General features: G+C 69.3%; 28 protein-coding genes and 1 pseudogene. 19 read left to right on the top strand and 10 right to left on the bottom strand.

Annotated elements, in window-relative coordinates:
- Positions 1-4 precede the first annotated feature (4 nt).
- The 4 genes from IE242_RS04960 (at position 5) to IE242_RS04945 (ending at position 5,510) form a co-directional block, all read left to right on the top strand.
- On the top strand, positions 5-919 hold the full coding sequence (locus tag IE242_RS04960) for a 4-(cytidine 5'-diphospho)-2-C-methyl-D-erythritol kinase (protein ID WP_189855580.1): 915 nt from the start codon (positions 5-7) through the stop codon (positions 917-919).
- Positions 920-977: 58 nt separating this feature from the next.
- Entirely contained in the window at positions 978-2,801 is a 1,824-nt protein-coding gene (locus IE242_RS04955) for an ABC-F family ATP-binding cassette domain-containing protein (protein ID WP_189855578.1), read from the top strand.
- A gap of 123 nt (positions 2,802-2,924) precedes the next feature.
- On the top strand, positions 2,925-4,517 hold the full coding sequence (locus tag IE242_RS04950; RefSeq protein WP_189855575.1) for an outer membrane protein assembly factor BamB family protein: 1,593 nt from the start codon (positions 2,925-2,927) through the stop codon (positions 4,515-4,517).
- Positions 4,518-4,805: 288 nt separating this feature from the next.
- On the top strand, positions 4,806-5,510 hold the full coding sequence (locus tag IE242_RS04945; protein WP_189855572.1) for a helix-turn-helix transcriptional regulator: 705 nt from the start codon (positions 4,806-4,808) through the stop codon (positions 5,508-5,510).
- Positions 5,511-5,838: 328 nt separating this feature from the next.
- Here the strand turns inward: IE242_RS04945 and IE242_RS04940 are convergent, their stop codons facing one another.
- Together IE242_RS04940 and IE242_RS04935 are read right to left on the bottom strand one after the other, a co-directional pair.
- The gene (locus IE242_RS04940; RefSeq protein WP_189855570.1) at positions 5,839-6,123 is read right to left on the bottom strand and encodes a DUF397 domain-containing protein; all 285 of its coding nucleotides are present in this window, start codon (positions 6,121-6,123) and stop codon (positions 5,839-5,841) included.
- A gap of 10 nt (positions 6,124-6,133) precedes the next feature.
- Entirely contained in the window at positions 6,134-6,691 is a 558-nt protein-coding gene (locus IE242_RS04935) for a DUF5753 domain-containing protein (RefSeq protein WP_308436750.1), read from the bottom strand.
- A gap of 64 nt (positions 6,692-6,755) precedes the next feature.
- On the opposite strand from IE242_RS04935, the gene IE242_RS04930 reads away from it, so the two are divergent.
- Positions 6,756-7,646, top strand: a complete 891-nt coding sequence (locus IE242_RS04930; RefSeq protein WP_189855568.1) for an RpnC/YadD family protein — start codon at positions 6,756-6,758, stop codon at positions 7,644-7,646.
- A 66-nt stretch (positions 7,647-7,712) separates the two neighbouring features.
- Here IE242_RS04930 and IE242_RS04925 read toward each other — a convergent pair whose 3' ends face one another.
- On the bottom strand, positions 7,713-8,012 hold the full coding sequence (locus IE242_RS04925) for a hypothetical protein (RefSeq protein WP_189855566.1): 300 nt from the start codon (positions 8,010-8,012) through the stop codon (positions 7,713-7,715).
- Between the two features lie 21 nt (positions 8,013-8,033).
- Positions 8,034-9,713 (bottom strand): sodium:solute symporter family protein, encoded by a 1,680-nt coding sequence (locus IE242_RS04920; protein ID WP_189855564.1) that lies wholly within the window; start codon positions 9,711-9,713, stop codon positions 8,034-8,036.
- A gap of 277 nt (positions 9,714-9,990) precedes the next feature.
- On the opposite strand from IE242_RS04920, the gene galT reads away from it, so the two are divergent.
- Genes galT through galK form a run of 3 tightly spaced genes read left to right on the top strand, consistent with a single transcriptional unit; the run spans position 9,991 to position 13,298 of the window.
- Complete coding sequence (gene galT / locus IE242_RS04915) at positions 9,991-11,070, top strand: galactose-1-phosphate uridylyltransferase (protein ID WP_189855562.1); 1,080 nt, start codon at positions 9,991-9,993, stop codon at positions 11,068-11,070.
- Complete coding sequence (gene galE / locus IE242_RS04910; RefSeq protein WP_189855560.1) at positions 11,067-12,053, top strand: UDP-glucose 4-epimerase GalE; 987 nt, start codon at positions 11,067-11,069, stop codon at positions 12,051-12,053. Before galT ends, galE begins: the two co-directional genes overlap by 4 nt.
- 60 nt (positions 12,054-12,113) lie before the next feature.
- Entirely contained in the window at positions 12,114-13,298 is a 1,185-nt protein-coding gene (gene galK / locus IE242_RS04905) for a galactokinase (protein ID WP_189855558.1), read from the top strand.
- Positions 13,299-13,672: 374 nt separating this feature from the next.
- Here the strand turns inward: galK and IE242_RS04900 are convergent.
- The 3 genes and pseudogenes from IE242_RS04900 to IE242_RS04890 all read right to left on the bottom strand — a co-directional run.
- A pseudogene (locus IE242_RS04900) lies at positions 13,673-14,011 on the bottom strand (hypothetical protein); the annotation flags it as partial.
- Entirely contained in the window at positions 13,995-15,038 is a 1,044-nt protein-coding gene (locus IE242_RS04895) for a helix-turn-helix domain-containing protein (RefSeq protein WP_229858169.1), read from the bottom strand. The pseudogene IE242_RS04900 and the gene IE242_RS04895, both read right to left, overlap by 17 nt.
- 139 nt (positions 15,039-15,177) lie before the next feature.
- Positions 15,178-15,699 carry an ATP-binding protein gene (locus IE242_RS04890; RefSeq protein ID WP_189855556.1) on the bottom strand — a complete coding sequence of 174 codons (522 nt, stop codon included), beginning with the start codon at positions 15,697-15,699 and terminating at the stop codon, positions 15,178-15,180.
- A 152-nt stretch (positions 15,700-15,851) separates the two neighbouring features.
- Between IE242_RS04890 and IE242_RS04885 the strand changes: the two genes are divergently transcribed.
- Positions 15,852-16,706 carry a helix-turn-helix domain-containing protein gene (locus IE242_RS04885; protein WP_189855555.1) on the top strand — a complete coding sequence of 285 codons (855 nt, stop codon included), beginning with the start codon at positions 15,852-15,854 and terminating at the stop codon, positions 16,704-16,706.
- Positions 16,703-16,897: a DUF397 domain-containing protein gene (locus IE242_RS04880; protein WP_189855553.1), complete on the top strand. Its 195-nt coding sequence runs from the start codon at positions 16,703-16,705 to the stop codon at positions 16,895-16,897. Before IE242_RS04885 ends, IE242_RS04880 begins: the two co-directional genes overlap by 4 nt.
- Here the strand turns inward: IE242_RS04880 and IE242_RS04875 are convergent.
- Entirely contained in the window at positions 16,892-17,245 is a 354-nt protein-coding gene (locus IE242_RS04875; protein WP_189855551.1) for a winged helix-turn-helix transcriptional regulator, read from the bottom strand. The genes IE242_RS04880 and IE242_RS04875 overlap by 6 nt on opposite strands.
- Before the next feature lie 7 nt (positions 17,246-17,252).
- Between IE242_RS04875 and IE242_RS04870 the strand changes: the two genes are divergently transcribed.
- Positions 17,253-17,981, top strand: coding sequence for an NADPH-dependent F420 reductase (locus tag IE242_RS04870; protein WP_189855549.1), 729 nt, complete (start codon positions 17,253-17,255; stop codon positions 17,979-17,981).
- On the opposite strand, the gene IE242_RS04865 is transcribed toward IE242_RS04870, so the two are convergent.
- Together IE242_RS04865 and IE242_RS04860 are read right to left on the bottom strand one after the other, a co-directional pair.
- On the bottom strand, positions 17,978-18,604 hold the full coding sequence (locus IE242_RS04865) for an NADPH-dependent F420 reductase (RefSeq protein WP_189855547.1): 627 nt from the start codon (positions 18,602-18,604) through the stop codon (positions 17,978-17,980). The two genes, IE242_RS04870 and IE242_RS04865, sit on opposite strands and share 4 nt — an antisense overlap.
- Before the next feature lie 71 nt (positions 18,605-18,675).
- Positions 18,676-19,176, bottom strand: a complete 501-nt coding sequence (locus IE242_RS04860) for a cupin domain-containing protein (RefSeq protein WP_229858162.1) — start codon at positions 19,174-19,176, stop codon at positions 18,676-18,678.
- 418 nt (positions 19,177-19,594) lie between these two features.
- Here IE242_RS04860 and gdhA point away from each other — a divergent pair, with 418 nt between their 5' ends.
- The 8 genes from gdhA (at position 19,595) to rpsS (ending at position 25,569) form a co-directional block, all read left to right on the top strand.
- Positions 19,595-20,959 carry an NADP-specific glutamate dehydrogenase gene (gene gdhA, locus IE242_RS04855; protein WP_189855543.1) on the top strand — a complete coding sequence of 455 codons (1,365 nt, stop codon included), beginning with the start codon at positions 19,595-19,597 and terminating at the stop codon, positions 20,957-20,959.
- A gap of 161 nt (positions 20,960-21,120) precedes the next feature.
- Positions 21,121-21,924 (top strand): hypothetical protein, encoded by an 804-nt coding sequence (locus tag IE242_RS04850; protein ID WP_189855541.1) that lies wholly within the window; start codon positions 21,121-21,123, stop codon positions 21,922-21,924.
- A gap of 425 nt (positions 21,925-22,349) precedes the next feature.
- Positions 22,350-22,658 (top strand): 30S ribosomal protein S10, encoded by a 309-nt coding sequence (gene rpsJ / locus IE242_RS04845; RefSeq protein WP_003948644.1) that lies wholly within the window; start codon positions 22,350-22,352, stop codon positions 22,656-22,658.
- Between the two features lie 16 nt (positions 22,659-22,674).
- Complete coding sequence (gene rplC / locus IE242_RS04840) at positions 22,675-23,319, top strand: 50S ribosomal protein L3 (RefSeq protein ID WP_030571197.1); 645 nt, start codon at positions 22,675-22,677, stop codon at positions 23,317-23,319.
- Positions 23,320-23,327: 8 nt separating this feature from the next.
- Positions 23,328-23,978, top strand: a complete 651-nt coding sequence (gene rplD, locus IE242_RS04835; RefSeq protein ID WP_030571201.1) for a 50S ribosomal protein L4 — start codon at positions 23,328-23,330, stop codon at positions 23,976-23,978.
- Positions 23,978-24,397: a 50S ribosomal protein L23 gene (rplW, locus tag IE242_RS04830; protein ID WP_189855539.1), complete on the top strand. Its 420-nt coding sequence runs from the start codon at positions 23,978-23,980 to the stop codon at positions 24,395-24,397. The genes rplD and rplW overlap by 1 nt, the downstream gene beginning before the upstream one ends.
- Before the next feature lie 41 nt (positions 24,398-24,438).
- The gene (gene rplB / locus IE242_RS04825) at positions 24,439-25,275 is read left to right on the top strand and encodes a 50S ribosomal protein L2 (RefSeq protein ID WP_030571206.1); all 837 of its coding nucleotides are present in this window, start codon (positions 24,439-24,441) and stop codon (positions 25,273-25,275) included.
- A 12-nt stretch (positions 25,276-25,287) separates the two neighbouring features.
- On the top strand, positions 25,288-25,569 hold the full coding sequence (gene rpsS, locus IE242_RS04820) for a 30S ribosomal protein S19 (protein ID WP_086726223.1): 282 nt from the start codon (positions 25,288-25,290) through the stop codon (positions 25,567-25,569).
- Positions 25,570-25,613: the final 44 nt, after the last annotated feature.

Below are 25,613 nucleotides of genomic sequence, written 5' to 3'. Positions count from 1 at the left end.
AGCCGTGAGCGTCACCGTCCGCGTCCCCGCCAAGGTCAACGTCCAGCTCGCGGTGGGCGGCGCCCGCCCCGACGGCTTCCACGACCTCGCCAACGTCTTCCTCGCCGTCGGCCTGTACGACGAGGTCACGGCCACCCCGGCCGACGAGCTGCGCATCACCTGCTCCGGGCCGGGCGCCGACCAGGTCCCCCTGGACCGTACGAACCTCGCGGCCCGCGCCGCCCTCGCCCTCGCCGAGCGGCACGGCCTCAGCGCCGCCGACGCCGGCGTGCACCTGCACATCGACAAGGACATCCCCGTCGCCGGCGGCATGGCGGGCGGCAGCGCGGACGCGGCGGGCGCACTGCTCGCCTGCGACGCGCTGTGGGGCACGCGTGCCTCCCGGCAGGAGTTGCTGGACATCTGCGCCGAGCTGGGCAGCGATGTGCCGTTCAGCCTGGTGGGCGGGGCGGCGCTGGGCACGGGCCGGGGCGAGCGGCTGCGTCCGCTGGACGTGGGCGGCGACTTCCACTGGGTGTTCGCGGTGGCGGACGGCGGCCTGTCGACCCCGGCCGTGTACCGGGAGTTCGACCGGCTCCACGAGGGGACGGAGGTCCCGGAGCCGGTCGCGTCGGAGGAGCTGCTCGCCGCGCTCGCCAAGGGTGACGCCGACGCCCTCGCGGCCACCCTCACCAACGACCTGCAGCCCGCCGCGCTCTCCCTCTTCCCCTCGCTCGCCGACACCCTTGCGGCGGGACGGGCGGCCGGAGCCCTGGCCGCGCTGGTCTCGGGCTCGGGACCGACCACGGCGTTCCTCGCCCGCGACGCGGAGTCCGCGCAGGTCGTCGCGGGGGCGCTGCTCGCCTCCGGCAGCTGCCGGGCCGCCCGGGTCGCGGACTCGCCCGCGCCCGGGGCGACCGTGATCCGCCGCGCTGCCTGACCGGTCCGGAACACGCCGTACCCTGGGAGGCTGATCCGACCCCGCGTGCAGGAGTGAAATGGCCGTCAACCTGGTCAATGTCGAAGGCGTCAGCAAGGTGTACGGCACCCGGGCCCTGCTCGACGGGATCTCGCTCGGCGTCTCCGAGGGCGACCGCATCGGCGTGGTCGGACGCAACGGCGACGGCAAGACGACCCTGATCCGGGTGCTCGCCAAGCTGGAGGAGGCCGACTCCGGCCGGGTCACCCACTCCGGCGGGCTGCGCCTCGGCGTCCTCACCCAGCACGACTCGCTCGACCCCGAGGCCACCGTCCGGCACGAGGTCATCCGGGACATGGCCGACCACGAGTGGGCGGGCAACGCACGCATCCGCGACGTCCTGACCGGCCTCTTCGGCGGACTCGACCTGCCCGGTTTCCCGCAGGGCCTGGACACCGTGATCGGCCCGCTGTCGGGTGGCGAGCGGCGCCGTATCGCGCTCGCCAAGCTGCTCATCGAGGACCAGGACCTGATCGTCCTCGACGAGCCGACGAACCACCTGGACGTGGAGGGCATCTCCTGGCTGGCCGGGCACCTGGCCGCCCGCCGCTCGGCGCTCGTCTGCGTCACCCACGACCGCTGGTTCCTGGACCAGGTCTGCACGCGGATGTGGGACGTCCAGCGCGGCACCGTCCACGAGTACGAGGGCGGCTACTCCGACTACGTCTTCGCGCGGGCCGAGCGGGAGCGCATCGCCGCCACCGAGGAGGCCAAGCGGCAGAACCTGGTCCGCAAGGAGCTGGCCTGGCTGCGGCGCGGCGCCCCCGCCCGCACCTCCAAGCCGCGCTTCCGCGTCGAGGCCGCCAACGAGCTGATCGCGGACGTGCCGCCGCCGCGCGACAGCAGCGAGCTGATGAAGTTCGCCTCCTCCCGGCTCGGCAAGACCGTCTTCGACCTGGAGGACGTGACCGTCCAGGCCGGGCCCAAGGTGCTGCTCAAGCACCTCACCTGGCAGCTCGGCCCCGGCGACCGCATCGGCCTCGTCGGTGTGAACGGCGCGGGCAAGACCTCGCTCCTGCGGGCGCTCGCCGACGCCGCGTACAGCGAGGGGGAGCAGCAGCCCGCGGGCGGGCAGGTCCGGGTCGGCAAGACCGTCAAGCTGGCCTACCTCTCCCAGGAGGTCGCCGAGCTCAACCCGAACTGGCGGGTCCTGGAGGCCGTGCAGCAGGTCCGTGACCGCGTCGACCTCGGCAAGGGCCGCGAGATGACCGCGGGCCAGCTCTGCGAGACGTTCGGCTTCGGCAAGGAGAAGCAGTGGACGCCGGTCGGTGATCTCTCCGGTGGTGAGCGGCGCCGCCTCCAGCTCCTCCGCCTGCTCATGGACGAGCCGAACGTCCTCTTTCTCGACGAGCCCACCAACGACCTCGACATCCAGACGCTGACCCAGCTCGAGGACCTGCTCGACGGCTGGCCCGGCTCGATGATCGTCATCTCCCACGACCGTTTCTTCGTCGAGCGGACGACGGACCGGGTGCACGCGCTGCTCGGCGACGGCACGCTGCGGATGCTGCCGCGCGGCATCGACGAGTACCTGGAGCGGCGCCGGCGCATGGAGGAGGCGGCGGCCGCCGCGGCGCCCAAGCCCGCAGCCGGCGAGAAGGCCTCCGACAAGGCCGTCCCGGAGAAGAGCGCCGCCGACCAGCGGGCCGCGAAGAAGGAACTCCAGAAGATCGAGCGGCAGTTGGACAAGATCTCCGAGAAGGAGCAGTCGCTGCACGCGCGCATCGCCGAGCACGCGACCGACTTCGCGAAGGTGGCCGAACTGGACGCGGAGCTGAGGGAGTTGGGCGGGCAGCGGGATGAACTGGAGCTGCGCTGGCTGGAACTGGCCGAGGACGCGTGAGCGCGTCCCCATGGTCTCCCAGTGGTAGAAAGAGCCGACTGAGAACAGTCTGGTTTCCATCACCACGCTGACCGCGGGTGGCTGGTGGCTCGTAAGCAGCGAAAAAAAGGGGGGACCGCGCTGATGACTCAGCCTCCCGACCGGCCGCCGGCCTCTCCTCCTCCGCCGAACCAGCCGCCGCAGAGCGGCTTCGGCGCCCCCGTTCCGCCCCCGCCGCCGGGCCCGCACGGCCCGCAGCCGGGTCCGTACGCCCAGCCTCCGTACGGGTACGGGCCGCCGCCCGCGCCGGGCGGCGGAGGACTGTCCGGCTCCCGGCTGGCCCTCGTCGTCGCGGCGATGGCCGCCTTCGTGATGGTCGTCGTCGGCGGTGCCTGGTACGCCATCTCCACCGGCAAGGACGAGGACGGAACCACCTCCGCGAGCTCCGGCGGCGGCACGGGCGGAACGTCCGGGGGCACCGGCACCGAGGGGGAGGGCGGCCAGGACAAGGCTCCGGCCGAGCTCCTCCTCAAGGTGCCCGCGCCCAAGGCCGAGGGGCAGCGGATCGACAGCGTCAAGGGCTCCTGGCTGACCGGCTCGGTGTACGCCAAGGCCGGCGTCGACGAGATCGTGGGATACGACGCGCACAGCGGCGACAGGTCCTGGACGCTCCCGCTGTCCGGTCAGACCTGCGGGGGCTCCGGTGAGGTCACCGACGACGGTGTCGCGGTCGTCGTGCACAAGGACAAGAAGCGCGGCAGCGACGGCAGCAGCGGGTACTGCTCGCGGATCACCGCCTTCGAGGTCAGCGACGGTGAGAAGCTGTGGACGAGGACCGTCGAGGAGAGAGGGTCGGCAACGACCTTCAACCAGGTCGTCATCTCGGGCACCACGGTCGCGGTCGCCGGCTACTTGGGCGGCGCCGCCTTCGACGCGCGGACCGGCGAGTCGCTGTGGACGCCCAAGACCGGCGATTGCCTGGACTCCGCGTACACCGGGGGCGCCCAGTTGGTCGTGGTCCGCATGTGCGGCGACATCGGGGAGGAGGAGTACGAGATCCAGCTCCTGGACCCGAAGTCCGGCGTCAGCAAGTGGAGTCACAAGCTGCCCGCAGGTGTCGACACCGCCGAGGTGATCTCCACCGAGCCGGTCGTCTACGCCGTGGGCCCGAGCGAGGCCGACCCTGTCGATGCCACCGAGGTCTTCTCGTTGGACGACAGCGGCAGGCTGCGCGCGAAGATCGAGCTGGCGGGCGACACGTACCACCACACCTGTGGCAGCGGCCAGGCCTGGGGCTGCGCGGGCATCACGGTCGGCAACGGCAAGCTGTACGTGTCGACCAAGTATCGCGAGGGCACCGCCGAATTCAGTCGAACGAACGAGATCGTGTCCTTCTCGCTGGACACCGGCAGGTCCACCGGCGAACGCGTCGAGGCCGGCGACGATTACACGCTCTTTCCGCTCCGCATGGACGGCTCGGACCTCATCGCCTACAAGGAGGGTGTGTTCGACAAGGGCGATCAGGTCATCTCCGTCGACGGCTCCTCGTCGAAGGCCACCGTGCTGCTGGAGACGCCGGCCCACCCGCGGGTGCTCGGGGCGATGAGCGGCATCATTCCGTACGCCGACGAAGTGCTCTATGCCGACGGGCGGCTGTTCCTGGCCAAGGAACAGGTGAGCAAGCCGCGCTCCGAGGACGGCGAGGAGTACGCGGCGCTCGGTTTCGGCGTGAAGTGATCCCACACGCCCCCTGGCTTCTGCGGGATGACCTCGCCCCTGATCAGCGACGAATCAGGAACGGGGCCGTTCACGTACACCCCAACACCCGCGAATGGGAGGCTTCTCGGTATTCCAGGGCAGTTCTCCCGCGTAGGGGGAGCGCAATGTCGAACAAGCGTGTAGCTTCCGGGGGCATGAAGGGCGCATGAAGGGGCGGGGGGAGCCGGGGGGCTCTTGTCCGTGGGGACGTGGGGACCGGTGGACGGCCATAGTGGGCAGCCATTGGGGGGACTGGGGGGTAGCTCGATGGGAGTGCGGCTCATGGTGGTCGACGACCACCGACTGCTCGCCGAGGCACTGGCCTCGGCGCTGAAGCTGCGCGGGCACAGGGTGCTCGCGGCGGCCGCGCCCGCCGCGGGTGCGGCGGAGTTGGTGATCACACGGGCTCCTGAGGTGTGCCTGCTCGGCACGGCGACTCCCGCCGAACCGGGGATCTTCGACCCGGTGATCAAGATCAAACGGGAGCGCCCCCAGGTGGCGGTCCTCGTCCTGGGCCCGGTACCCAGCCCGCGCGGCATCGCCGCCGCGTTCGCCTCGGGCGCCTCGGGCTACGTACGTCACGACGAGCGGATCGAGGGCGTCGAGCGAGCGATCATGAAGGCCAGGGCGGGCGAGGCGGCGGTGGCCCCGGCCCTGCTCCAGGGCGCCTTCAGCGAGTTACTGAACCCGGCGAGCCAGCCGGACGACGAGGGCCAGCGCCTGCTGCAGATGCTGACCCCGCGCGAGGTCGAGGTCCTGGTCCGCGTCGCCGACGGCGAGGACACCCGCCTGATCGCGGCCGGCATGGGCATAGCCCCGTCGACGGCCCGCACCCACGTCCAGCGGGTGCTGATGAAGCTGGGCGTGGGGTCGCGCCTGGAGGCGGCGGCGCTGGCGGCGCGTACGGGGTTGCTGGACCGGGCGGGGCCGGTGATGCGTGACGGGACGCCGTCGGAGGGGCCGCAGCGGTGACGGGCCGCCGGGTGCCGTGGGCTTGTCGCAAACGTCGCTTCGCTGTCGCAGACGAGTGAACTCGCGGGCTATGCTGGCCCGGTGACGGGGGAAGCGGGCTTCGGTGCGCGGCTGAAGCGGTTGCCGGAGGGCGGGCAGCCGGATGTGTGTGCCCTGCTGCGTCTGTGCTCCGCCTTCGATCGGCAGATCTCTTCGCGATCGCAGACGTAGTGTTGCCGGACGATCCGGCCCCCGTGGACGGGGCAGCCGGGCGGTGTGTTCCGCGCTTGGTGGACTGGGTGGTACTGGTCCGCAGCCACGTACGGGATGGTGGGCCGGCTTCGGCGGGTCAGCGAGTGCGTGGGTGAGTGAGGGACCCGGAGCGTATGGAGTCCAGCAGGTGGGCCAGTGGGGTGGGAGTTGTGGTGAGACGGGTGGCGGGGGTGTCGCTCTCACGGAGGTGGATGGTGCCGGGGGTGGTGGCGAGTTCGACGCAGTCGTTGCCTTCGCCGCCGCCTGAGAGGGACGACTTCTGCCAGCGGCTGGGGGTACGCACTGCCGCCAGTTCTACGCAGGTGTTGCCGTCACCTCCCTCGGAGAAGGACGACTTCTGCCAGTGAAGGTGATCGGTCATGCCGATTGCCTCACAGTTCCTTGGCGATGCGATGGATGAGGTCCCGCGACGGCACGGGATCGAGCGCTGCCTTCTTCACCTTACGAAAGAGCTTCCGAAACCGGTCCAGTTGGGATTCCGCATCGAGGAACGCGGTGCCGTGAGGCGAGTCGCGGAGCACGGTGTCCAGTCGGGGCAGTGGTCCGCCGACGTACATCATCGCGCTGCTGGCACCTGCGAAACCCTGCACGTCGATGGGGATGACCCGGACGGTGTGGCCCCGCTCGATCTGCCGCAGGATCTCCTGTGGTTGGGCGCGGGCCACCTGGCGGTCGGCGACAAGAATGCGCAGTGCGAACTCGTGGACGACCGTCTCGTACTCGGCGGCGCCATCCCCCTGGAGGGCGGCCTTTCGGCGCATCCTGCGCTCGACCCGGGGCTCCAACTCACTGAGTGAAAGCTCCGGGCCCATGTAGCCGAAGACCGCGCGAGCGTAGTCAGGGGTCTGGAACAGTCCGGGTACGTGCGTGATGACGACCTCGCGCAGGAACGTCGCGTGGTGCTCCAACTCGGCGACGTCCAGGAACACTGCGGGAAGGGTGCACCGGAACTCGGCGTAGCGCGTTGATCACGGCGTACAGAAAGGAGAGCCGATGGTCGGCTCGTCACACGAGGCGCTGCACCACATCTGCCAGAAGGAGCCCGCGGGGTTCACACGCACCCTTCAGCGCGTGCTGCACATTCCCTTTCCCGAGCCGCGTGACTTCGCGGTTCTCAACGCGGATCTGACAGAGATCGAGCCGGTCGAGCGCCGGGTGGACACGCTGCTGCGGGCGGAGACGGACGAGGGGACGTATCTCCTCGTCATCGAGTCCCAGGGCAAGCGGGACGAGAACAAGCGCGGGAGCTGGGCGTACTACCTCTCGTACTTGTACGCGAAATATCGCTGGGAGCCGGTGCTGGTCGTCCTCACACAGAGCAGATCCACGGCCCGCTGGGCGACACGGCCGATCCGGCTGGGCCTGCCCGGGTGGCACTCGCTCACCGTACGACCGCTCGTCCTGAGCCCGGAGAACGTGCCGCTGATCACCGATGAGGCCGAGGCCAAGCGGGACGTATTCCTCGCGGCCTTCTCGGCGATGACGCATGGTAAGGGGCCCGATGCCGCTGCCATACTGAAACCGCTGGCGGCAGCCTTGGCGACCACGGACACGGACAGCGCGGGAATGATCGCGCAGTTTGTCGAATCATGCTTGATGGATGTGCAGGCGAAGCAGACGTGGAAGGAACTGATGATGCCGGTCAACTACTTCTTCCGGCACGAGGTCGCCGAGAAGGTTCGGGAACAAGGCCGCGAAGAGGGCATTGAGCAGGAGCGCGCATCAATGGTTCTCCGGATCCTCGACTGGCGCGGCATCCCGGTCCCGAACTCCGTTCGTGAGCGGGTGACGGCCTGTTCCGACCTGGAGCAGCTCGAAGACTGGGCCGAACGCGCGGTCCGTGCGACGAGCGTTGAAGATCTGTTTCGCGACAGCGGGAACTGAGCCCGCACAGCCGTACGGGGCCGAAGTCGCCCCCGCGACCCCGGCCCCGTGCACCCGGCTGACCCGCTACTCGGCCCCCCGCCCCGGCGCTGCCCCCTCCGGCACCGGCCCCGGCTTGACGGGCCGCAGCTTCAGCCACACCAGGAAGAACAGGCCGAGGACCAGCATCGCCAGCCCCGTCCACAGGTTGATGTTGACGTCCTGGGCCTTCTTCAGGTCGTCGTCGGACGCGAAGACGCCGGCGATCGTGACGATGACGCCGTAGATCACGAACAGGCCGCCGATGATGCGCCGGATGTCGAAGAGACGGGCGGCGGTCGCGGACTTCGTCTCCAGGTCGGAGACCTCGCGGTGCAGGTCGGACATGGTCGTTGCCTCCGAAAAGGGTCAGAAGGAGTAGGGGAGGTAGCAGAGGGCGGCGAGGACGACGGCACCCCAGCCGAGCAGGGCCGGCTTGCGGTACCAGGCGTCGTCACCTTCCTCCGGCGCCTCCTCCATGCCCGGGGACTTCGTGCCGTAGACCAGGCCCGCGAGCTCGGCCTCCGGCTTCGGGGCGGTGAACAGGGTGACCACGACCATGACCACCGCGCCGGCGACGAAGCCGACGATGGCGGAGACGAAGTTGGCGCCCTGGTCGCTGGGGATGTCGATGACACCCTGCTTGTAGATCCAGAAGTAGTTGACCATCGCGGCCGTGGTGCCCGCGACCAGGCCCCAGACACCGGACTTCATGGAGGCGCGCTTCCAGAACATGCCGATGATGAAGACGACGAACATCGGCACGTTGAAGAAGGAGAAGAGCGTCTGGAGGTAGCTCATGATGTTCGAGAAGCTCGACGCGATGAACGCCGTGCCGATCGAGGCCAGCACGCCGATCGCGGTGATGAGCCGCCCGAACTTCAGGTAGTACGCGTCGTCCCGGTCCTTGGCCACGTACCGCTGCCAGATGTCCGTCGTGAAGACCGTGTTGAAGGACGAGACGTTGGCCGCCATGCCCGCCATGAACGCCGCGAGCAGACCGGTGACCGCGATGCCGAGCACACCGTTGGGCAGCAGCTCCTGCATCAGGTACGGGATCGCGTCGTTGTACTGGAGGTCCGAGCCGGCGGTGCCGATCTTCGGGACGAGGACCGCGGCGACCAGACCGGGGATCATCACCACGAAGACGATGAAGATCTTCGGGAAGGCGGCGATCAGCGGGGTGCGCTTCGCGGCGGAGAGGTTCTTCGCGGACAGGGCGCGCTGCACCTCGGCGAAGTTGGTGGTCCAGTAGCCGAAGCCGAGCACGAAGCCGAGGCCGAGGACGATGGTCAGCCAGTTGGCGCCGAGCGGGTTGGGGTCACCTATGCCGGTGCCGCCCCAGGCCGAGAGGAAGTTGTCGCCGTGGCTCTCGGTGAGCGAGTCGGTCAGACCGTCCCAGCCGCCGACCTTCTTCAGGCCCAGGATGGAGAGCGGGATGAGCGCGGCGAGGATGACGAAGAACTGCAGCACCTCGTTGTAGATCGCCGAGGACAGGCCGCCGATCGTGATGTACGCGAGCACGAAGAAGCCCGCGACCACGATCGCCACCCACTGCGGCCAGCCCAGCAGCGCCTCGACGACGATCGCGAGCGCGTACAGGTTGACGCCCGCGATGAGGATCGCGGCGAAGGCGAACAGGACCGAGCTCAGCAGGTGCGCCGACTTGTCGAAGCGCTGCAGCAGGAACTCGGGCACCGAGCGGACCTTGGAGCCGTAGTAGAACGGCATCATCACCAGGCCCAGGAAGACCATGGCCGGGATGGCGCCGATCCAGTACCAGTGGGTGACCGCGACGCCGTACTGCGCGCCGGTCGCCGCCATGCCCAGGATCTCGGTCGCGCCCAGGTTGGCCGCCACGAAGGCGAGGCCGGTGACCCAGGCGGGCAGCGAGCGTCCGGAGAGGAAGAAGTCCAGGCTGGTCTTCACCGAGCGGCGGGCGGCGAAGCCGATGCCCAGCACCACGACGAAGTAGATCGCCAGGATGGTGTAGTCGAGGGCGTTGGTGGGGAGCCGGAGTCCTTCGGCCAGATATGTGGGGGACTGCATGCGTACTCGCTTCGTTGCGTGAACTGATCCGACCGGAATTTACGCTTCCAACTTCAAGAAATGAACAGTCCCGCTGGTGTTCTTTGTTTGATTGTGATCGAGCGGGGTGGTTTGGACCGTCTGCCCCCTGCTTCCCTGCCTACACGCGCGCACACCCGCCCGCATCCGCATCCGCTCCGTGTCCCCGTGCGGGTTACGCGCGGGGATTGACGTGACTGTTGCCTTGTGGTTTGTTATGTTGGATTGTGTTTGATGGGCGTGGCTGAGGAGTCCGACAGTGAAGAAGACCTCGACCCGGCTTGCCGACGGTCGTGAGCTCATCTACTACGACCTGCGGGACGACGCGGTCCGCGACGCGGTGGACCGGCGTCCCCTGGAGCGGACGGTCACCACGTCCGAAGTGCGCCACGACGCGCTGCTCGGCGACTCCGTCGCGATCGCCTCGCACCGCCAGGGCCGCACCTACCACCCCCCGGCCGACGAGTGCCCGCTCTGCCCGTCGCAGGGCGACCGCCTCAGCGAGATCCCGGACTCCTCGTACGACGTGGCCGTCTTCGAGAACCGCTTCCCCTCCCTCGCCGGCGATTCCGGCCGCTGCGAGGTCGTCTGCTTCACCTCCGACCACGACGCGTCCTTCAAGGACCTCACCGAGGAGCAGGCGCGCCTGGTGCTGGACGCGTGGACCGACCGCACCGCCGAGCTGTCCCACCTCCCGGCCGTCGAGCAGGTGTTCTGCTTCGAGAACCGCGGCGCCGAGATCGGCGTGACCCTGGGCCACCCGCACGGGCAGATCTACGCCTACCCCTTCACCACCCCCCGTACGGCGCTGATGCTGCGCTCGCTGGCCGCGCACAAGGAGGCGACCGGCGGAGAGAACCTCTTCGACGCCGTACTGGAGAGTGAGCTGGCGGGCGAGCGGGTCGTCCTGGAGACCGAGCACTGGGTGGCCTTCGTCCCGTACGCGGCGCACTGGCCGTACGAGGTGCACCTCTACCCCCGCCGCCGGGTGCCGGACCTGCTCGCCCTCGACGAGGCCGCGCGCACAGAGTTTCCCCAGGTCTACCTGGAACTCTTGAGGCGCTTCGACCGGATCTTCGACGGACAGGACGGAAGGAACGAGCAGGAGTCCCCCACGCCGTACATCGCCGCCTGGCACCAGGCGCCGTTCGGCGCGCTGGAGGAGTTCGACGGCGTGGTCCGCGAGGACTTCGCGCTCCACCTCGAGCTTTTCACCATCCGACGGACCTCCGGCAAGCTGAAGTTCCTCGCGGGCTCCGAGTCCGGCATGAACGTGTTCATCAACGACGTGCCGCCGGAGCGCGCGGCCGAGCGACTGCGAGAGGTAGCGAGTTCATGAGCGGTAGCGGTATCGGTAGCGGCACCGGTAAGTACCTGGTCACCGGGGGTGCGGGGTACGTCGGCAGCGTGGTCGCCCAGCACCTGCTGGAGGCCGGCCACGAGGTCGTCGTCCTGGACAACCTCTCGACCGGCTTCCGCGAGGGCGTCCCGGCGGGCGCCGCCTTCATCGAGGGCGACATCCGCGACGCCGCCAAGTGGCTCGACCCCTCCTTCGACGCGGTGCTGCACTTCGCCGCGTTCTCGCAGGTCGGCGAGTCGGTCGTGAAGCCCGAGAAGTACTGGGACAACAACGTCGGCGGCACGATGGCGCTGCTCACCGCCATGCGCGAGGCGGGCGTCCGCAAGCTGGTCTTCTCCTCCACGGCCGCCACGTACGGCGAGCCGGAGGAGACCCCGATCGTCGAGACCGCCGCGACCCGGCCCACCAGCCCGTACGGCGCATCCAAGCTGGCCGTCGACCACATGATCACCGGCGAGGCGAACGCGCACGGCCTGGGCGCGGTGTCGCTCCGCTACTTCAACGTCGCGGGCGCGTACGGCGACTGCGGCGAGCGCCACGACCCCGAGTCCCACCTCATCCCGCTGGTCCTCCAGGTCGCCCAGGGCAGGCGCGAGGCGATCTCCGTCTACGGCGACGACTACCCGACGCCGGACGGCACGTGCATCCGTGACTACATCCACGTCGCGGACCTCGCCGAGGCCCACCTCCTCGCCCTGGACGCCGCCGAGCCGGGCAACCACCTCATCTGCAACCTCGGCAACGGCAACGGCTTCTCCGTCCGCGAGGTCATCGAGACGGTCCGCCAGGTGACCGGCCACCCGATCCCGGAGGTGGTGGCCCCGCGCCGCGGCGGCGACCCGGCGGTCCTGGTCGCCTCGGCGGCCACGGCCCGCGAGAAGCTGGGCTGGAACCCGTCCCGCGCGGACCTGGCGGAGATCGTCGCGGACGCGTGGAAGTTCACCCAGCGGCGCGCGCAGTAACAAGTAACTTGAGGGCCCACACGGTTGTGCAGGCCCGATACGGAAGGTCAGGGGTCAGGGATGAGCGAGACTGCCGCGCAGGTCGGGGTGGCGGCCGAGGCTGTTGCCGCACGCTTCGAGGAGCTGTACGGAGCCGCACCGGAGGGAGTCTGGTCGGCGCCGGGCAGGGTCAACCTCATCGGCGAGCACACCGACTACAACGACGGCTTCGTCATGCCCTTCGCCCTGCCGCACGCCACGGTCGCGGCGGTCTCGCGCCGCACCGACGGCGTGCTGCGCCTGCACTCGGGGGACGTGGAGGGCGCCCCGGTGGAGCTGAGCCTCGACGACCTCGCCCCGGAGTCGGACCGCAACTGGACGGCGTACCCGGCGGGGGTGGTCTGGGCCCTGCGTGAGGCGGGCCACGCGGTCACGGGCGCGGACGTCCACCTGACCTCCACGGTCCCGACGGGTGCGGGCCTCTCCTCCTCCGCCGCCCTGGAGGTGGTCATAGCCCTGGCCCTGAACGACCTCTACACCCTGGACCTGAAGGGCTGGCAGCTCGCCCGTCTCTGCCAGCGCGCGGAGAACATCTACGTCGGCGCCCCCACCGGCATCATGGACCAGACGGCCTCGGCCTGCTGCCAGGAGGGCCACGCCCTCTTCCTCGACACCCGCGACCTCTCCCAGAAGCAGATCCCCTTCGACCTCGCCGCCGAGGGCATGCGCCTGCTGGTCGTCGACACCCAGGTCAAGCACTCCCACAGCGAGGGCGAGTACGGCAAGCGCCGCGCCGGCTGCGAGAAGGGCGCGGCCCTGCTGGGCGTCGACGCCCTGCGGGACATCGCGTACGACGACCTGGACGCGGCGCTCGCCCGCCTCGGTGACGACGAGGAGGAGGTGCGCCGCCTGGTCCGGCACGTGGTGACGGAGGACCAGCGGGTGGAGAAGGTGGTCGCCCTCCTCGAATCGGGCGAGACGCGAGCGATCGGCGCGATCCTGGCCGAGGGCCACGCCTCCCTCCGCGACGACTTCCGCATCTCCTGCCCCGAACTCGACCTGGTCGTCGACACGGCCCTGTCCTCCGGCGCCCTCGGCGCCCGCATGACGGGCGGCGGCTTCGGCGGCTCGGCGATCGTGCTGGTGGAGGCGGCGGACGAGGACACGGTGACGAAGGCGGTGGAGGAGGCGTTCGCGGCGGCGGGCTTCACGGCTCCGCGGGTGTTCACGGCGGTGCCTTCGGCGGGGGCGCGGCGGGTCGTGTGACCGTCTGACGGGCAGCTTGGGTGGGCGTTCCCGACCCGCTCAGGCCCGCCCTCAGTGGAAGCCGAGCATGCCAGGGGAGTCGATGCCGATGGCGAGCGTGGTGAGGGTTCTGTGCCCCGTGGCAAGCGCGACGACGGCACTGGTGTCCAGGATGATCACGCCGGGGGCTCCGCGGACTTCCGCATGGCGAGAACCCTGTCCGCAGTGATCTTCCGTAGATTGCCGAGTACGTCGACGCGGGAGTCCTCGTCGCTCATGTCGACGCCGACGACCTCGCGAGCGTGCTTGCGCGCGGCGGCGGCTCGCTCCTGCAGCTGATCCGTCATCGCACGTTCCTCCGTCATCCCTTCTGGAAGCGGCCGACGACTCTGCGCTACTGCGCTCATGGCCTCGTCCAGGACAAGGCTCAGCTCCCGCAGGGCTTCCCGGGCGACGACCGCGTCCTGGTGCTCGAGGTCGCTCCGGGCACGGGCATGGCGGGTGGCGAGGTCGGGGCGGCGGGCGATCTCGATGTCCCTCGCCCAGGCGAGTACCCAGCTCCGCACCGGGCTGAAGGACTGCCATTCCACAGCTTTGGCGAAGGCCTCGTCCTTCGTCTGCTGCATCTCCGGCAGCCGCGCGGGGTCGACGACGGCGAGGGCTGCCCGCAGGGCGTCCGGCGTCTGCGCGGGACGGGGCACCAACGTGTGTCCGCGGTCAGCCTGCGTGCTCATGGTGTCCTCCTGGGAGCACACCGGCCAGGTCAGTCGTCCTGGACGAGGTATTTGAGGGGGCGAGTAGGAACGGAGCGCCCCCGTGTGTCCGGGCGGCAGACGCCTCCGGCGCCGTTTCACGGCAGTCGCGGCAGAGACCGGGTACGGGGGCCCGGAAGGCACGGTCGCAGTTGTCGCAGTTCTGCATGCGGTGCGGTACGGGTGGGGGCCCGGCGGCCGGTGCGCGGAACGGCGGCAGGGGCGGCAGCTGAGCGGTGAGGCGGTGGGCGAGGAGGGCGGCGGGGCGGCGTACGCCTTCGGGCGGGAGGGCTGTGGTGAGGGCGTGGCGTACGGCGGCGGGGGTGACGTCGCGTTCCAGCCAGGCGGCGACACCGGGAGCGAGGTGGCCGGTGTCGCAGGCGGAGAGGAGGAGGCGGGGGTCGCGGCGACCCAGGCCGGACAGGAGGTCGGTGGCCTGCTGGAGGAGGGTGGGGGAGGCGTAGGCGGGCAGAGGCACGGGTGGCAGGGGGCGCTTCTTGCGAGGTTCGCTTGGCTTGCTGCTCGGCTGATGTTCCTCGGACGCCACGTCATCCGGCATGGTCGGAGCGGCGGCGGGCTCATGGCGCCGCGGTGCCCTCGGCTGGTTGCAGGAGATCGTGCGGGTGACGATACGGCCGGCGGGGGTGCGCTCGCGTTCGCGGCGGAGGTAGCCGTGGGCTTCCAGTTCGCGCAGGGCGGCGGCGATACGGGTCGTGCCCTCCGGGAAGCGGCTCGCCAGGGTCTTGATGTCGACGCGGGCGCCGCTGGGGAGGGACTGGATGTGGACGGCGAGTCCGATGGCCAGTCCGGACAGCTTCGGGTGCTGGGCGAGGTGGTTGCCGATCACGGTGAACCGGGAGGCGTGGCGGGTGTTCTCGTGGGTCACGCCGGGCGGCTGGTGGGCGGCGGAGGGGCGCACGCGGAGCTGTGAGCTCGCCCGGTAGTGGGGTTCGTTGCCGCCAACGGCGGACTGGGCGTGCGAGGGCACGCTAGGGTTTTGGATACCCATTGGGAAGGTGCTTTCTTCCTCGTGGTCAGGCCCTCGATCGGGATTGCGAGTCCCGGCCGGGGGCCGATGCATGTCTGCGGTTGTCTCGGCTGAGCGTAGGGGTGTCGGGGGCCGCGAAAGCCAGCCGATGCGGGGATGTTCACCCGCCCGAGTGAGTGCGACCTACGGGCGGGAGGGGTGGGGCTTGGTGGGGTTCCTTTTCCCCTCTCGTTTCTTGGAGAAAGGCGCCGACGTCACCGGAGCATGAAGGGATGGGATCCGGTGCCTGAGTGCGCAGTTCCGCCCAGACGGTCTTGTGCGGGGAGCGACCTTCCGCCACTCCCCAGCGGTGCGCCAGTGCCTCCACGAGCAGCAGGCCACGGCCGGACTCGGCGCCGGTGGCCGGTTGCCGGAGTCGGGGAAGTCGTTCGGCTCGGGTGTCGGTGACCTCGATGCGGAGCGTCCCGCCGATCACGTAGAGCGTGAGACGGAAGTCCCGCCCCGGGACGCGTCCGTGCGTGGCGGCGTTGGCCGCCAGCTCGGCCACGATGTGCCGTGCGGCCTCGGACGGGAGTCCCCAGCGGCGTAGTTGTTCGTCCGCGAGCAGGCGGGCGAGGCGTGCGCCATGGGGTGTGGACGGCAGCCGCACGCTGTAGTTCGGGAAGTCGCTTTCCTGATTCACGTCACTCAGCGTGGCTGCCTGTGCATACCGTGATGAGTAGTTGGACGGGTGCGTACGGTCACTGTCCGGGGCTTGTCCGGTGCTGTCCGGGCTGTCGGGACGGTTCGTACGGGTGGGGCGTCGCGATACGGCGCGGGACGGCGGAGGGACGCATGTCGGTGGACGGTGAGAAGGACGAGCCGGGGTGGGAAGTGGACCCCGACGACGAATGGGGCATCGCTGTCATTGCCACTGTTGGGCGGCAGCTGAAGCTACGGCGGGAAGCGGTGGGGATGCGTGCCGCCGAGTTCGGTACGGCGGTGGGGTACGGGGAGGACCTGGTCTACAAGATCGAGGGCGGGAAGCGGATCCCCCGTCCCGAGTATCTGGACAGGGCGGACGAGGTGCTGGGGGCGGGTGGGTTGCTCTCGGCGATGAAGGAGGACGTGCGGAAGGTCCGGTACCCGAAGCGGCTTCGAGAGCTGGTGAAGCTGGAGGCTCAAGCGGTCGAGATGGGTGTGTACGAGAGCCACAGCCTCAACGGCTTGCTGCAGACCTCGGATCATGCGAGGGCCGTGTTCACGGCACGACAGCCGCCGTACTCGCTGGACGAGGTGGAGCGCGCGGTGGCTGCCCGCCTGGCACGGCAGTCGATCTTCGAGCGCTCACCCGCGCCGGCGCTGAGCTTCGTCCAGGAAGAGTCGGCGTTGAGGCGCCCCATCGGAGGCACAATGGTCTGGCGTCAGCAGCTCGAACAGCTGCTGGTGGTGGGGAGGTTGCGCCACGTCACCTTGCAGGTGATGCCGTTGCACTGTGAGGCACACCCTGGGCTCGACGGAAGGATCGAGGTGCTGAAGTTCCCGGACGGAACGGCAGTGGGACGCTCCGACGGTGCGTTCAACGGCAGGCCGACCTCCGATCCGAAGCAGCTGCGGATTCTTGAGCTTCGGTACAACACCATCCGGGCTCAGGCTCTCTCCCCGAGCGACTCGCTGGCCTTTGTTGAGCAACTGCTGGGAGAGACATGATCCGCAAGGCCTCCGCTGAGCTGAAGTGGTTCAAAAGCAGCTACAGCAGCGGCAATGAAGGCGACTCGTGCGTCGAGATCGCCACCACTCCCGTCACCGTCCACGTCCGCGACTCCAAGAACCTCCCGGGCCCCCGCCTCGCCTTCACCCCGTCCGCGTGGGCGGACTTCCTGACGTACACCACCTCATGACCCCCCTCGCTCCTGGGCGGCCATCACCTCGTCTCCGTGCTCGAACGCCCAGACACCGAACGCCTCGATCGGCGGCAAGAGGCTTCGCCCCAGGTCGGTGAGCTCGTAGTCGACACGGGGCGGTGCACCCGCACGCACGCGGCGCTCGACCAGTCCGTTGAACTCCAGTCGGCGCAACGTCTCGGTGAGCACCTTGGGACTGATGCCGCCGATGCGCTCACGCAGTCGGCCAGGTCGCTCCGCACCCTCGCGCAGGGCCCAGATCACCACCGCGTTCCAGGTGTTGGCCAACAGGTCGAACGCGAGCCGGGCGCGGCAGTCGGCGAGGAAGCCTTGGTCAACGGTCACTTACCGAATGGTGCCCAAAGGACTCCCTAGCGTCATTACCGATTCGGCGATCGGCAGGACGAGCACAGGGGAGCGGACGAACACCATGAGAATCGGGATCATCGGCACCGGCAGCATGGCGGAGGCCCTCGGCGGACAGTGGGTACGGGCCGGTCACGACGTACTGGTCGGCGGTCGGGACACCGGTCGCGCGGGCGCCCTCGCCGAGAGGATCGGCGCACGGCAGGCAGGGAACCTGCGGGACGCGGCTGAGCACGGCGCGGACGCGGTGCTGCTGGCGGTGCCGTACGCCGCGGCGGCGGGCGTGGTGTCCGGCCTCGCCGGCACCCTCGCGAACCGGACGCGGACGTTGATCGACTGCACCAACCCGGTGGCCCCGGGGTTCATCCTCGCGACCCAGGGCGGACCCTCGGCCGCCGAACGCATCGCCGCCGCCGCGCCCGACGCACACGTGGTCAAGGCCTTCAACCTCTGCCACGAGAGCGTATGGCGGCTGTCCCCGCCCGTCTTCGACGGCCGTCCCCTCGCGGTCCCGATCTGCGGCGACGACGCACAGGCCCTCGACACCGTACGCCGCCTCGTGCGCGACCTCGGCTGCGAGCCGCTCAACGGCGGTGGGCTCGACCGGGCGGCCCTGCTGGAGGCGACTGCCGCGTTCCTGATCGGTCTGTGGGTGGGCGAGGGGGCGGACGCCCAGGCGATCGCGCCGCCGGTGGAGTACGCGGGAACCCGCTAGACGGAGGGGCGGGTGACCACGTTGATGTTGAACGAGTGCGAACCCAGACCACCCGCGATTCCGATGAAGAGCAGGGCGAAGTGCTCCTGTCCGCGCGCGGTGCTGATGCCGCCGATGTCCAGCTGGGACGACGGGGGCCAGCCGAGGTCGGTGAGCAGCCGGCCGGTGGTCCGCTTGGCTTCGGTGTCGTCGCCGGAGAGGAAGACGGTGCTCGGGCCGTCCAGACCGTCCGGGGCTGTCATCACGGTGGAGTCCATGGTGCACAGCGTCTTGACGACGGGGGTCAGCGGGAAGGCTTTCTGGATCTGTTCGCCCAGGCTGCTGTTGGGATGCGAGAGCTCGGTGAAGTCGTCGGAGAGGCCGACCCCGACATCGATCAGCACGGTGCCGGCCAGCGCCGGTGCCCCGATGGAGTGCAGCAGCTCCACGGAGACGGTTCCCGGCGTGGCGTTGACGAGTACCTCTGCGTGAGCGGCTGTCTCGTTCAGGCTCGCCACGGGGAGACCGAGGTCCTTCCGGTCGTCGGGGCGGCGTGAACCGAGGAGCACGTCGTGTCCTGCGGCACTCCAGCCGTGGGCCAGTGCTCGGGCGACATTGCCGGTGCCAAGTAGTCCTAAGCGCATGGCGTGACGCTAGCTGTCGTCAGGACTCGGGCGCATCGGACCTCGGGCCCGGGTGGACCGGCACCGGAGACCTAGTCCCGTGGGGTCTGCGGGGTGAAGTGCGTCGTGCCGGGCGGCGGGCCCAGGATGACGTCCCCCAGTTCCTCGGACACGGCGGCGAACAGGTCCGCGTCCAGTTCGGTGTCCGGGGTGGCCAGGTGCAGCGGGGTTCCGGCGCGGGCGACGAGCTCGGCGAAACCGGCGGGGGAGGAGATGTTGAGGGCCCGGGCGCCCTCGGGACCGGACGCGATCGCGTGCGGAGTGTTGAAGGGCACGGTGCAGAAGTCGCCCGACCGTAAGGTCATGCTCTTCTCACCTGCCCACACCGTCAGCGAACCGGAGACCACCCAGAGGCGCTCCTCGTACTTCGTGTGCAGGTGCAGGGGTGTGGCCGCGCCCGCGGGCATGAAGGAGTCGGTCAGATCGTGCCGGCCGTCGGTCTCCTCCCCGGTGGTGAGGACGGTGACCCGCAGTTCCTGGCCGAGTGCGTAGCGGCGGTCCGGGCTGTCGGCGGGTGCGGAGAAGTACGTCACAGTGACCCCCTGCTCGGAGCTCGTCCGGTTCCCGTACTGGCGCGCTTGTCGGGAACGCCTGCTCATTCTGGGCTTCCCGCAGCGAAATCTAGCGAAATCCAGCGAAATCGAAAGGCGAACTCCCGCCTCGGCCGGGAGCGCCCCGCGCCGGGCGGGAAGGGCCGGGACCGCGCCGCGACCGTTGTCTCGTATCCGTCCGAACGTTCACGTGAGGCGGTAAGTTCTCGGCGCGGCAGTCCCAGGCCTGGACGGAACGTGTACGAAGTTCGGCACGTTTCATCTCAGATGACGGACACCTGGGAAAGGTTCGCTGGTCACAGCCTTCCATGCAGTGAGCACGTGGTGGAAAGTGGGCTGTATACGAACCGAAGACCGCACCAGTCATCTGCACTCGCACCCCGCGCCAGAAAGGGCCCCCGTGGCGACACCCCTCGACACCAAGACCTCGCTGGACTCCCTGCACCGCCTGCGCGACGAGATCGTGCACCGCAACCCGGCCCAGCCCGAGTTCCACCAGGCCGTCCACGAGGTACTGGAGACGCTCGCGCCGGTGCTCGCCGCCCGCCCCGAGTACGCGGAACCGGGGCTCCTGGAGCGGCTCGCCGAGCCGGAGCGGCAGATCATCTTCCGGGTCCCGTGGCAGGACGACAAAGGCCGGGTGCACGTCAACCGCGGGTACCGCGTCGAGTTCAACAGCGCGCTGGGCCCGTACAAGGGCGGACTGCGATTCCACCCGTCCGTGAACCTCGGGATCATCAAGTTCCTCGGCTTCGAACAGATCTTCAAGAACGCGCTGACCGGGCAGGGCATCGGCGGCGGCAAGGGCGGCAGCGACTTCGACCCGCGCGGCCGCAGCGACGCGGAGATCATGCGGTTCTGCCAGTCGTTCATGACGGAGCTGCAGCGGCACATCGGCGAGCACACCGACGTCCCGGCCGGCGACATCGGCGTCGGGACCCGGGAGATCGGCTACCTCTTCGGCCAGTACCGGCGGATCACCAACCGCTGGGAGGGCATCCTGACCGGCAAGGGCCAGGGCTGGGGCGGCTCCCTGGTCCGGCCCGAGGCGACCGGGTACGGCAACGTCCTCTTCGCGGCGGCGATGCTGCGCGAGCGCGGCGAGGACCTGGAGGGCCAGACGGCGGTCGTGTCCGGCTCGGGCAACGTCGCCATCTACACGATCGAGAAGCTCGCGGCCCTTGGCGCCAACGCCGTGACCTGCTCGGACTCCACCGGCTACGTGGTCGACGAGAAGGGCATCGACCTGGAGCTGCTCAAGCAGATCAAGGAGGTCGAGCGCGGCCGCGTGAGCGACTACGCGGAGCGCCGGGGCGCCTCCGCGCGGTTCATGCCCGGCGGGCGGGTCTGGGAGGTCCCGGCCGACGTCGCGCTCCCGTCGGCGACCCAGAACGAGCTGAACGAGGACGACGCGGCCACCCTCGTCCGCAACGGCGTGAAGGCGGTCTCCGAGGGCGCGAACATGCCCACCACGCCGGAGGCCGTGCACCTGCTCCAGAAGGCGGGCGTCGCCTTCGGCCCCGGCAAGGCGGCCAACGCGGGCGGCGTCGCGGTCAGCGCCCTGGAGATGGCGCAGAACGCGTCCCGTACGGCGTGGCAGGCCGAGCGCGTCGAGAGCGAGCTCGCCCGCATCATGAACGACATCCACACCACCTGCCACGAGACCGCCACTCGCTACGGCGCCCCCGGCGACTACGTGGCCGGCGCCAACATCGCCGGCTTCGAACGGGTCGCGGACGCGATGCTCGCGCAGGGCGTCATCTGACGGTTCCCCGTCCCCTGGGGTTCTGCGACCTCAGGGGACGGAGGACGGGTGTTTCTCCGGCGCCCTCTCCGGAAGTACCGACACCATCTGTCCCACAAGCGTTCGACATGCTTACCTAGAGATCAAGCACTGACATCGCTCGGCTGCGCGAAGGGGGCACCGTGCAGAGCGAGGCCGTCCTGACTCTGCTCACGGCTCTGATCACTGCTGTGATCGGCGCTGTGGGTCTCGTGCGGGCAGCTCGTGTCACGGGTGGGGGCGAGGCTTCACAGGACGATTGGGCCGACCTGTTGCTCAGTCTGAGCTCCTACTGCGGAGGTGTCAGGGGAGTGGCCGAGGCCGCTGTGAAGGACTGCGAGCAGGCGCTTCTCTCCCTGCGGGAAGGCGCTGGCGGGGGCGTGCGGACGGCCGAAGGAAGGCAGAAGCTTTTCGCGGACCACACGCAGCGTGACGATGAGCTTGCCCAGCTCAGCACCGAGCTTCGGCAGCACGGGTATGCCCTCGACCACTTCCAGCGCGTACTCGGCCGCACTGGGAGGAAGATCGACGACTTCGTCCAGTCGCCGCCCGAGGACGAGAAGGCACGTGACCGGGACTTGGCTTCCTTGGAGACGAGCGTAAGGGCCCTGGCGGACCCCCTGAACAGTCTCGACGGCAGCTTCACATACGGGCGGGACATATACCTGGAAAGGCACGCGCCCATGTCGGCCCGCGTCCGCCGCCGACTTCTCACACGCTCGCGCGAGTACTACGAGGCTGCCGCGCGCAACGCTGCGCCCAATGTGTTCGAACCGCCCCAGAACGAGTCGGCAGAGTCCTCGGCCGAAGCGGAGCCCGCCGGATCCCGAAGACCAGCAGCAGGAGAAGCCCCACCCTGCGGCTACTGCATCTGGCGCTGTCCGCACGCGCCCGGCGGACTCGGCACCGCCGGCGAGCGCGAAGCGGCCGAGGCGGCGAGCGGATGAGAACGGCCCCGAGCCGGCCGGAGCCGCCCCAGGTTTGACCTGCGTCACTCCCCGGGTAATCTCTACGGCTCGATTGGCGGACCCCCTGCCCCTTATGGCAGACTGTCGGAGTTGCTCGGTCGAGTGTTGATGCTGCGCGCCTCCCGCCGGGAGGACCGGAAGCGAGTCCCACAGTACTCGTCGTCCCCGTGTGGGGCGGACGTACGGGAATCTTCCGGGAAGCGTGGGCGCGGCACCGACCAGGCACCCGGTGGGCCTTTCGTCCCCGACTTGCGGTTCCGGTAGGGCCGTGTTCCCCCAGCAGGGATGTTCCGTGAGGGATATCTGTGTCAGCGGGACCGCGACACGCCCGACCGCGTGGGTCGGAGAAAGGCAGCGGAACACCGGGTTCCGGAGCGTATGAGAGACAGGACTACTGAGTAGCCATGGCGGGACAGAAGATCCGCATCCGGCTCAAGGCCTACGACCACGAGGTTATCGACTCCTCGGCGAAGAAGATCGTCGAGACGGTGACCCGTACTGGTGCGTCGGTCGCGGGCCCGGTGCCGCTGCCCACTGAGAAGAACGTGTACTGCGTCATCAAGTCGCCGCACAAGTACAAGGACTCGCGCGAGCACTTCGAGATGCGCACGCACAAGCGCCTGATCGACATCCTCGACCCGACGCCCAAGACCGTTGACTCTCTGATGCGACTCGACCTCCCGGCCGGTGTCGACATCGAGATCAAGCTCTGAGGCCGGTGATCTGAGAATGGCTAAGCAGATCAAGGGCATCCTGGGCGAGAAGCTCGGCATGACGCAGGTGTGGGACGAGAACAACCGTGTTGTTCCGGTCACCGTCGTCAAGGCCGGCCCCAACGTCGTCACCCAGGTCCGTACGAACGACGTCGACGGCTACGAGTCGGTCCAGATCGCCTTCGGCGAGATCGACCCGCGCAAGGTGAACAAGCCCCTCAAGGGCCACTTCGCCAAGGCCGACGTCACCCCGCGCCGTCACCTCGTGGAGATCCGCACCGCGGACGCCAGCGAGTACACCCTCGGCCAGGAAGTCACCGCCGAGGTGTTCGAGGCGGGCGTCAAGGTCGACGTCACCGGCAAGAGCAAGGGCAAGGGCTTCGCCGGTGTCATGAAGCGCCACAACTTCCGTGGCCTCGGCGCCGGACACGGCACCCAGCGCAAGCACCGCTCCCCCGGTTCCATCGGTGGCTGCGCCACCCCGGGCCGCGTGTTCAAGGGCCTGCGCATGGCGGGTCGCATGGGCAACGAGCGGGTCACCACCCAGAACCTGACCGTCCACGCCGTTGACGCGGAGAAGGGTCTGCTGCTCATCAAGGGCGCGGTTCCCGGTCCGAACGGCGGCCTCGTCCTGGTCCGCACCGCGGCCAAGGGGGCCTGAGGTAACCGATGAGCACTGTTGACATCCTTTCGCCGGCAGGCGACAAGGCCGGTACCGTCGAGCTCCCCGCGGAGATCTTCGACGCCAAGGTCAGCGTTCCGCTGATCCACCAGGTCGTCGTCGCGCAGCTGGCCGCTGCCCGCCAGGGCACGCACAAGACGAAGACCCGCGGCGAGGTCCGTGGCGGTGGCAAGAAGCCGTACCGCCAGAAGGGCACCGGTCGCGCCCGCCAGGGTTCGACCCGCGCGCCGCAGTTCGCCGGTGGTGGCGTCGTGCACGGTCCCGTGCCGCGTGACTACTCGCAGCGGACCCCGAAGAAGATGAAGGCCGCCGCCCTGCGCGGTGCCCTCACCGACCGGGCCCGCCACAGCCGTATCCACGTCGTCTCCGGCGTGGTCGAGGGCGAGGTCTCCACCAAGGCCGCCAAGACGCTGTTCGGCAAGATCTCGGAGCGCAAGAACCTGCTCCTGGTCGCCGACCGCTCCGACGAGGCCGCGTGGCTGTCCGCCCGCAACCTGCCCCAGGTCCACATCCTGGAGCCGGGCCAGCTGAACACGTACGACGTTCTCGTCTCGGACGACGTGGTCTTCACCCAGGCCGCTTTCGAGTCCTTCGTGTCTGGCCCCAAGGCCGCTGACACCGAAGGGAGCGAGGCCTGATGGCTACGCGTCACCCGAGCATCGCCTCGAAGGCCGCCAAGGCCGCCAAGGCCGCGCGCGTCGCCAAGGCGCGCCGCCACGCCACCGAGGGCAAGAACACCGTCGTCACCCCGGCGAGCAAGGCGTACACGGACCCCCGTGACGTCCTGATCAAGCCGGTCGTGTCCGAGAAGAGCTACGCGCTTCTCGACGAGGGCAAGTACACGTTCATCGTGGACCCGAAGGCCAACAAGACCCAGATCAAGGAGGCCGTCCAGGCGGTCTTCCAGGTCAAGGTCACCGGGGTCAACACGATCAACCGCCAGGGCAAGCGCAAGCGGACCCGCACGGGCTTCGGCAAGCGTGCCGACAGCAAGCGCGCGATCGTGACCCTCGCCGAGGGCGACCGTATCGACATCTTCGGCGGTCCGACCTCCTGACGGAGGTCCGGATCGTCCGAATATCGGACGAGGACTGAGAAATGGGAATCCGCAAGTACAAGCCGACTACGCCGGGCCGTCGTGGTTCCAGCGTCGCCGACTTCGTCGAGGTCACGCGGTCCACGCCGGAGAAGTCGCTGGTCCGCCCCCTGCACAGCAAGGGTGGCCGTAACAACTCGGGTCGTGTGACCGTCCGCCACCAGGGCGGTGGCCACAAGCGCGCCTACCGTGTGATCGACTTCCGTCGTCACGACAAGGACGGCGTGCCGGCGAAGGTCGCGCACATCGAGTACGACCCCAACCGGACCGCGCGCATCGCGCTGCTCCACTACGCGGACGGCGAGAAGCGCTACATCCTCGCGCCGCGTGGCCTGAGCCAGGGCGACCGCATCGAGAACGGCCCCGGGGCCGACATCAAGCCGGGCAACAACCTGGCCCTCCGCAACATCCCGGTCGGTACGACGCTGCACGCGATCGAGCTCCGTCCGGGCGGTGGCGCCAAGTTCGCCCGTTCCGCCGGTGCCTCCGTGCAGCTGCTCGCGAAGGAGGGCGCCTACGCCCACCTCCGCATGCCGTCCGGTGAGATCCGCCTGGTCGACGTGCGCTGCCGCGCCACCGTCGGCGAGGTCGGCAACGCCGAGCAGAGCAACATCAACTGGGGCAAGGCCGGCCGCAAGCGCTGGCTGGGCGTCCGCCCGACCGTTCGCGGTGTGGCGATGAACCCGGTTGACCACCCCCACGGTGGTGGTGAGGGCAAGACCTCGGGTGGTCGCCACCCGGTCAGCCCCTGGGGTCAGAAGGAGGGTCGTACTCGTTCGCCGAAGAAGGCTTCGAACAAGTACATCGTCCGCCGCCGCAAGACGAACAAGAAGCGCTAGGAGCGGGTTTAGATGCCGCGCAGTCTCAAGAAGGGGCCCTTCGTCGACGACCACCTGATGAAGAAGGTGGATGTCCAGAACGAAGCCGGCACCAAGAACGTCATCAAGACCTGGTCCCGCCGCTCGATGATCGTCCCGGCCATGCTCGGCCACACGATCGCGGTGCACAACGGCAAGACCCACATCCCGGTGTTTGTCACCGAGTCGATGGTCGGCCACAAGCTCGGCGAGTTCTCGCCGACGCGCACCTTCCGGGGTCACGTCAAGGAAGACCGGAAGTCGAAGCGCCGCTAGTCAGCGGGGTGTGAATGACCATGACAAACACTGAAGGGACAACC

Source organism: Streptomyces poonensis (assembly GCF_014650915.1).
In the GTDB taxonomy this organism is placed as follows: domain Bacteria; phylum Actinomycetota; class Actinomycetes; order Streptomycetales; family Streptomycetaceae; genus Streptomyces; species Streptomyces poonensis.
Note: the sequence above shows the minus strand (reverse complement) of the source record. Positions and strands in the feature narration are given on the sequence as shown.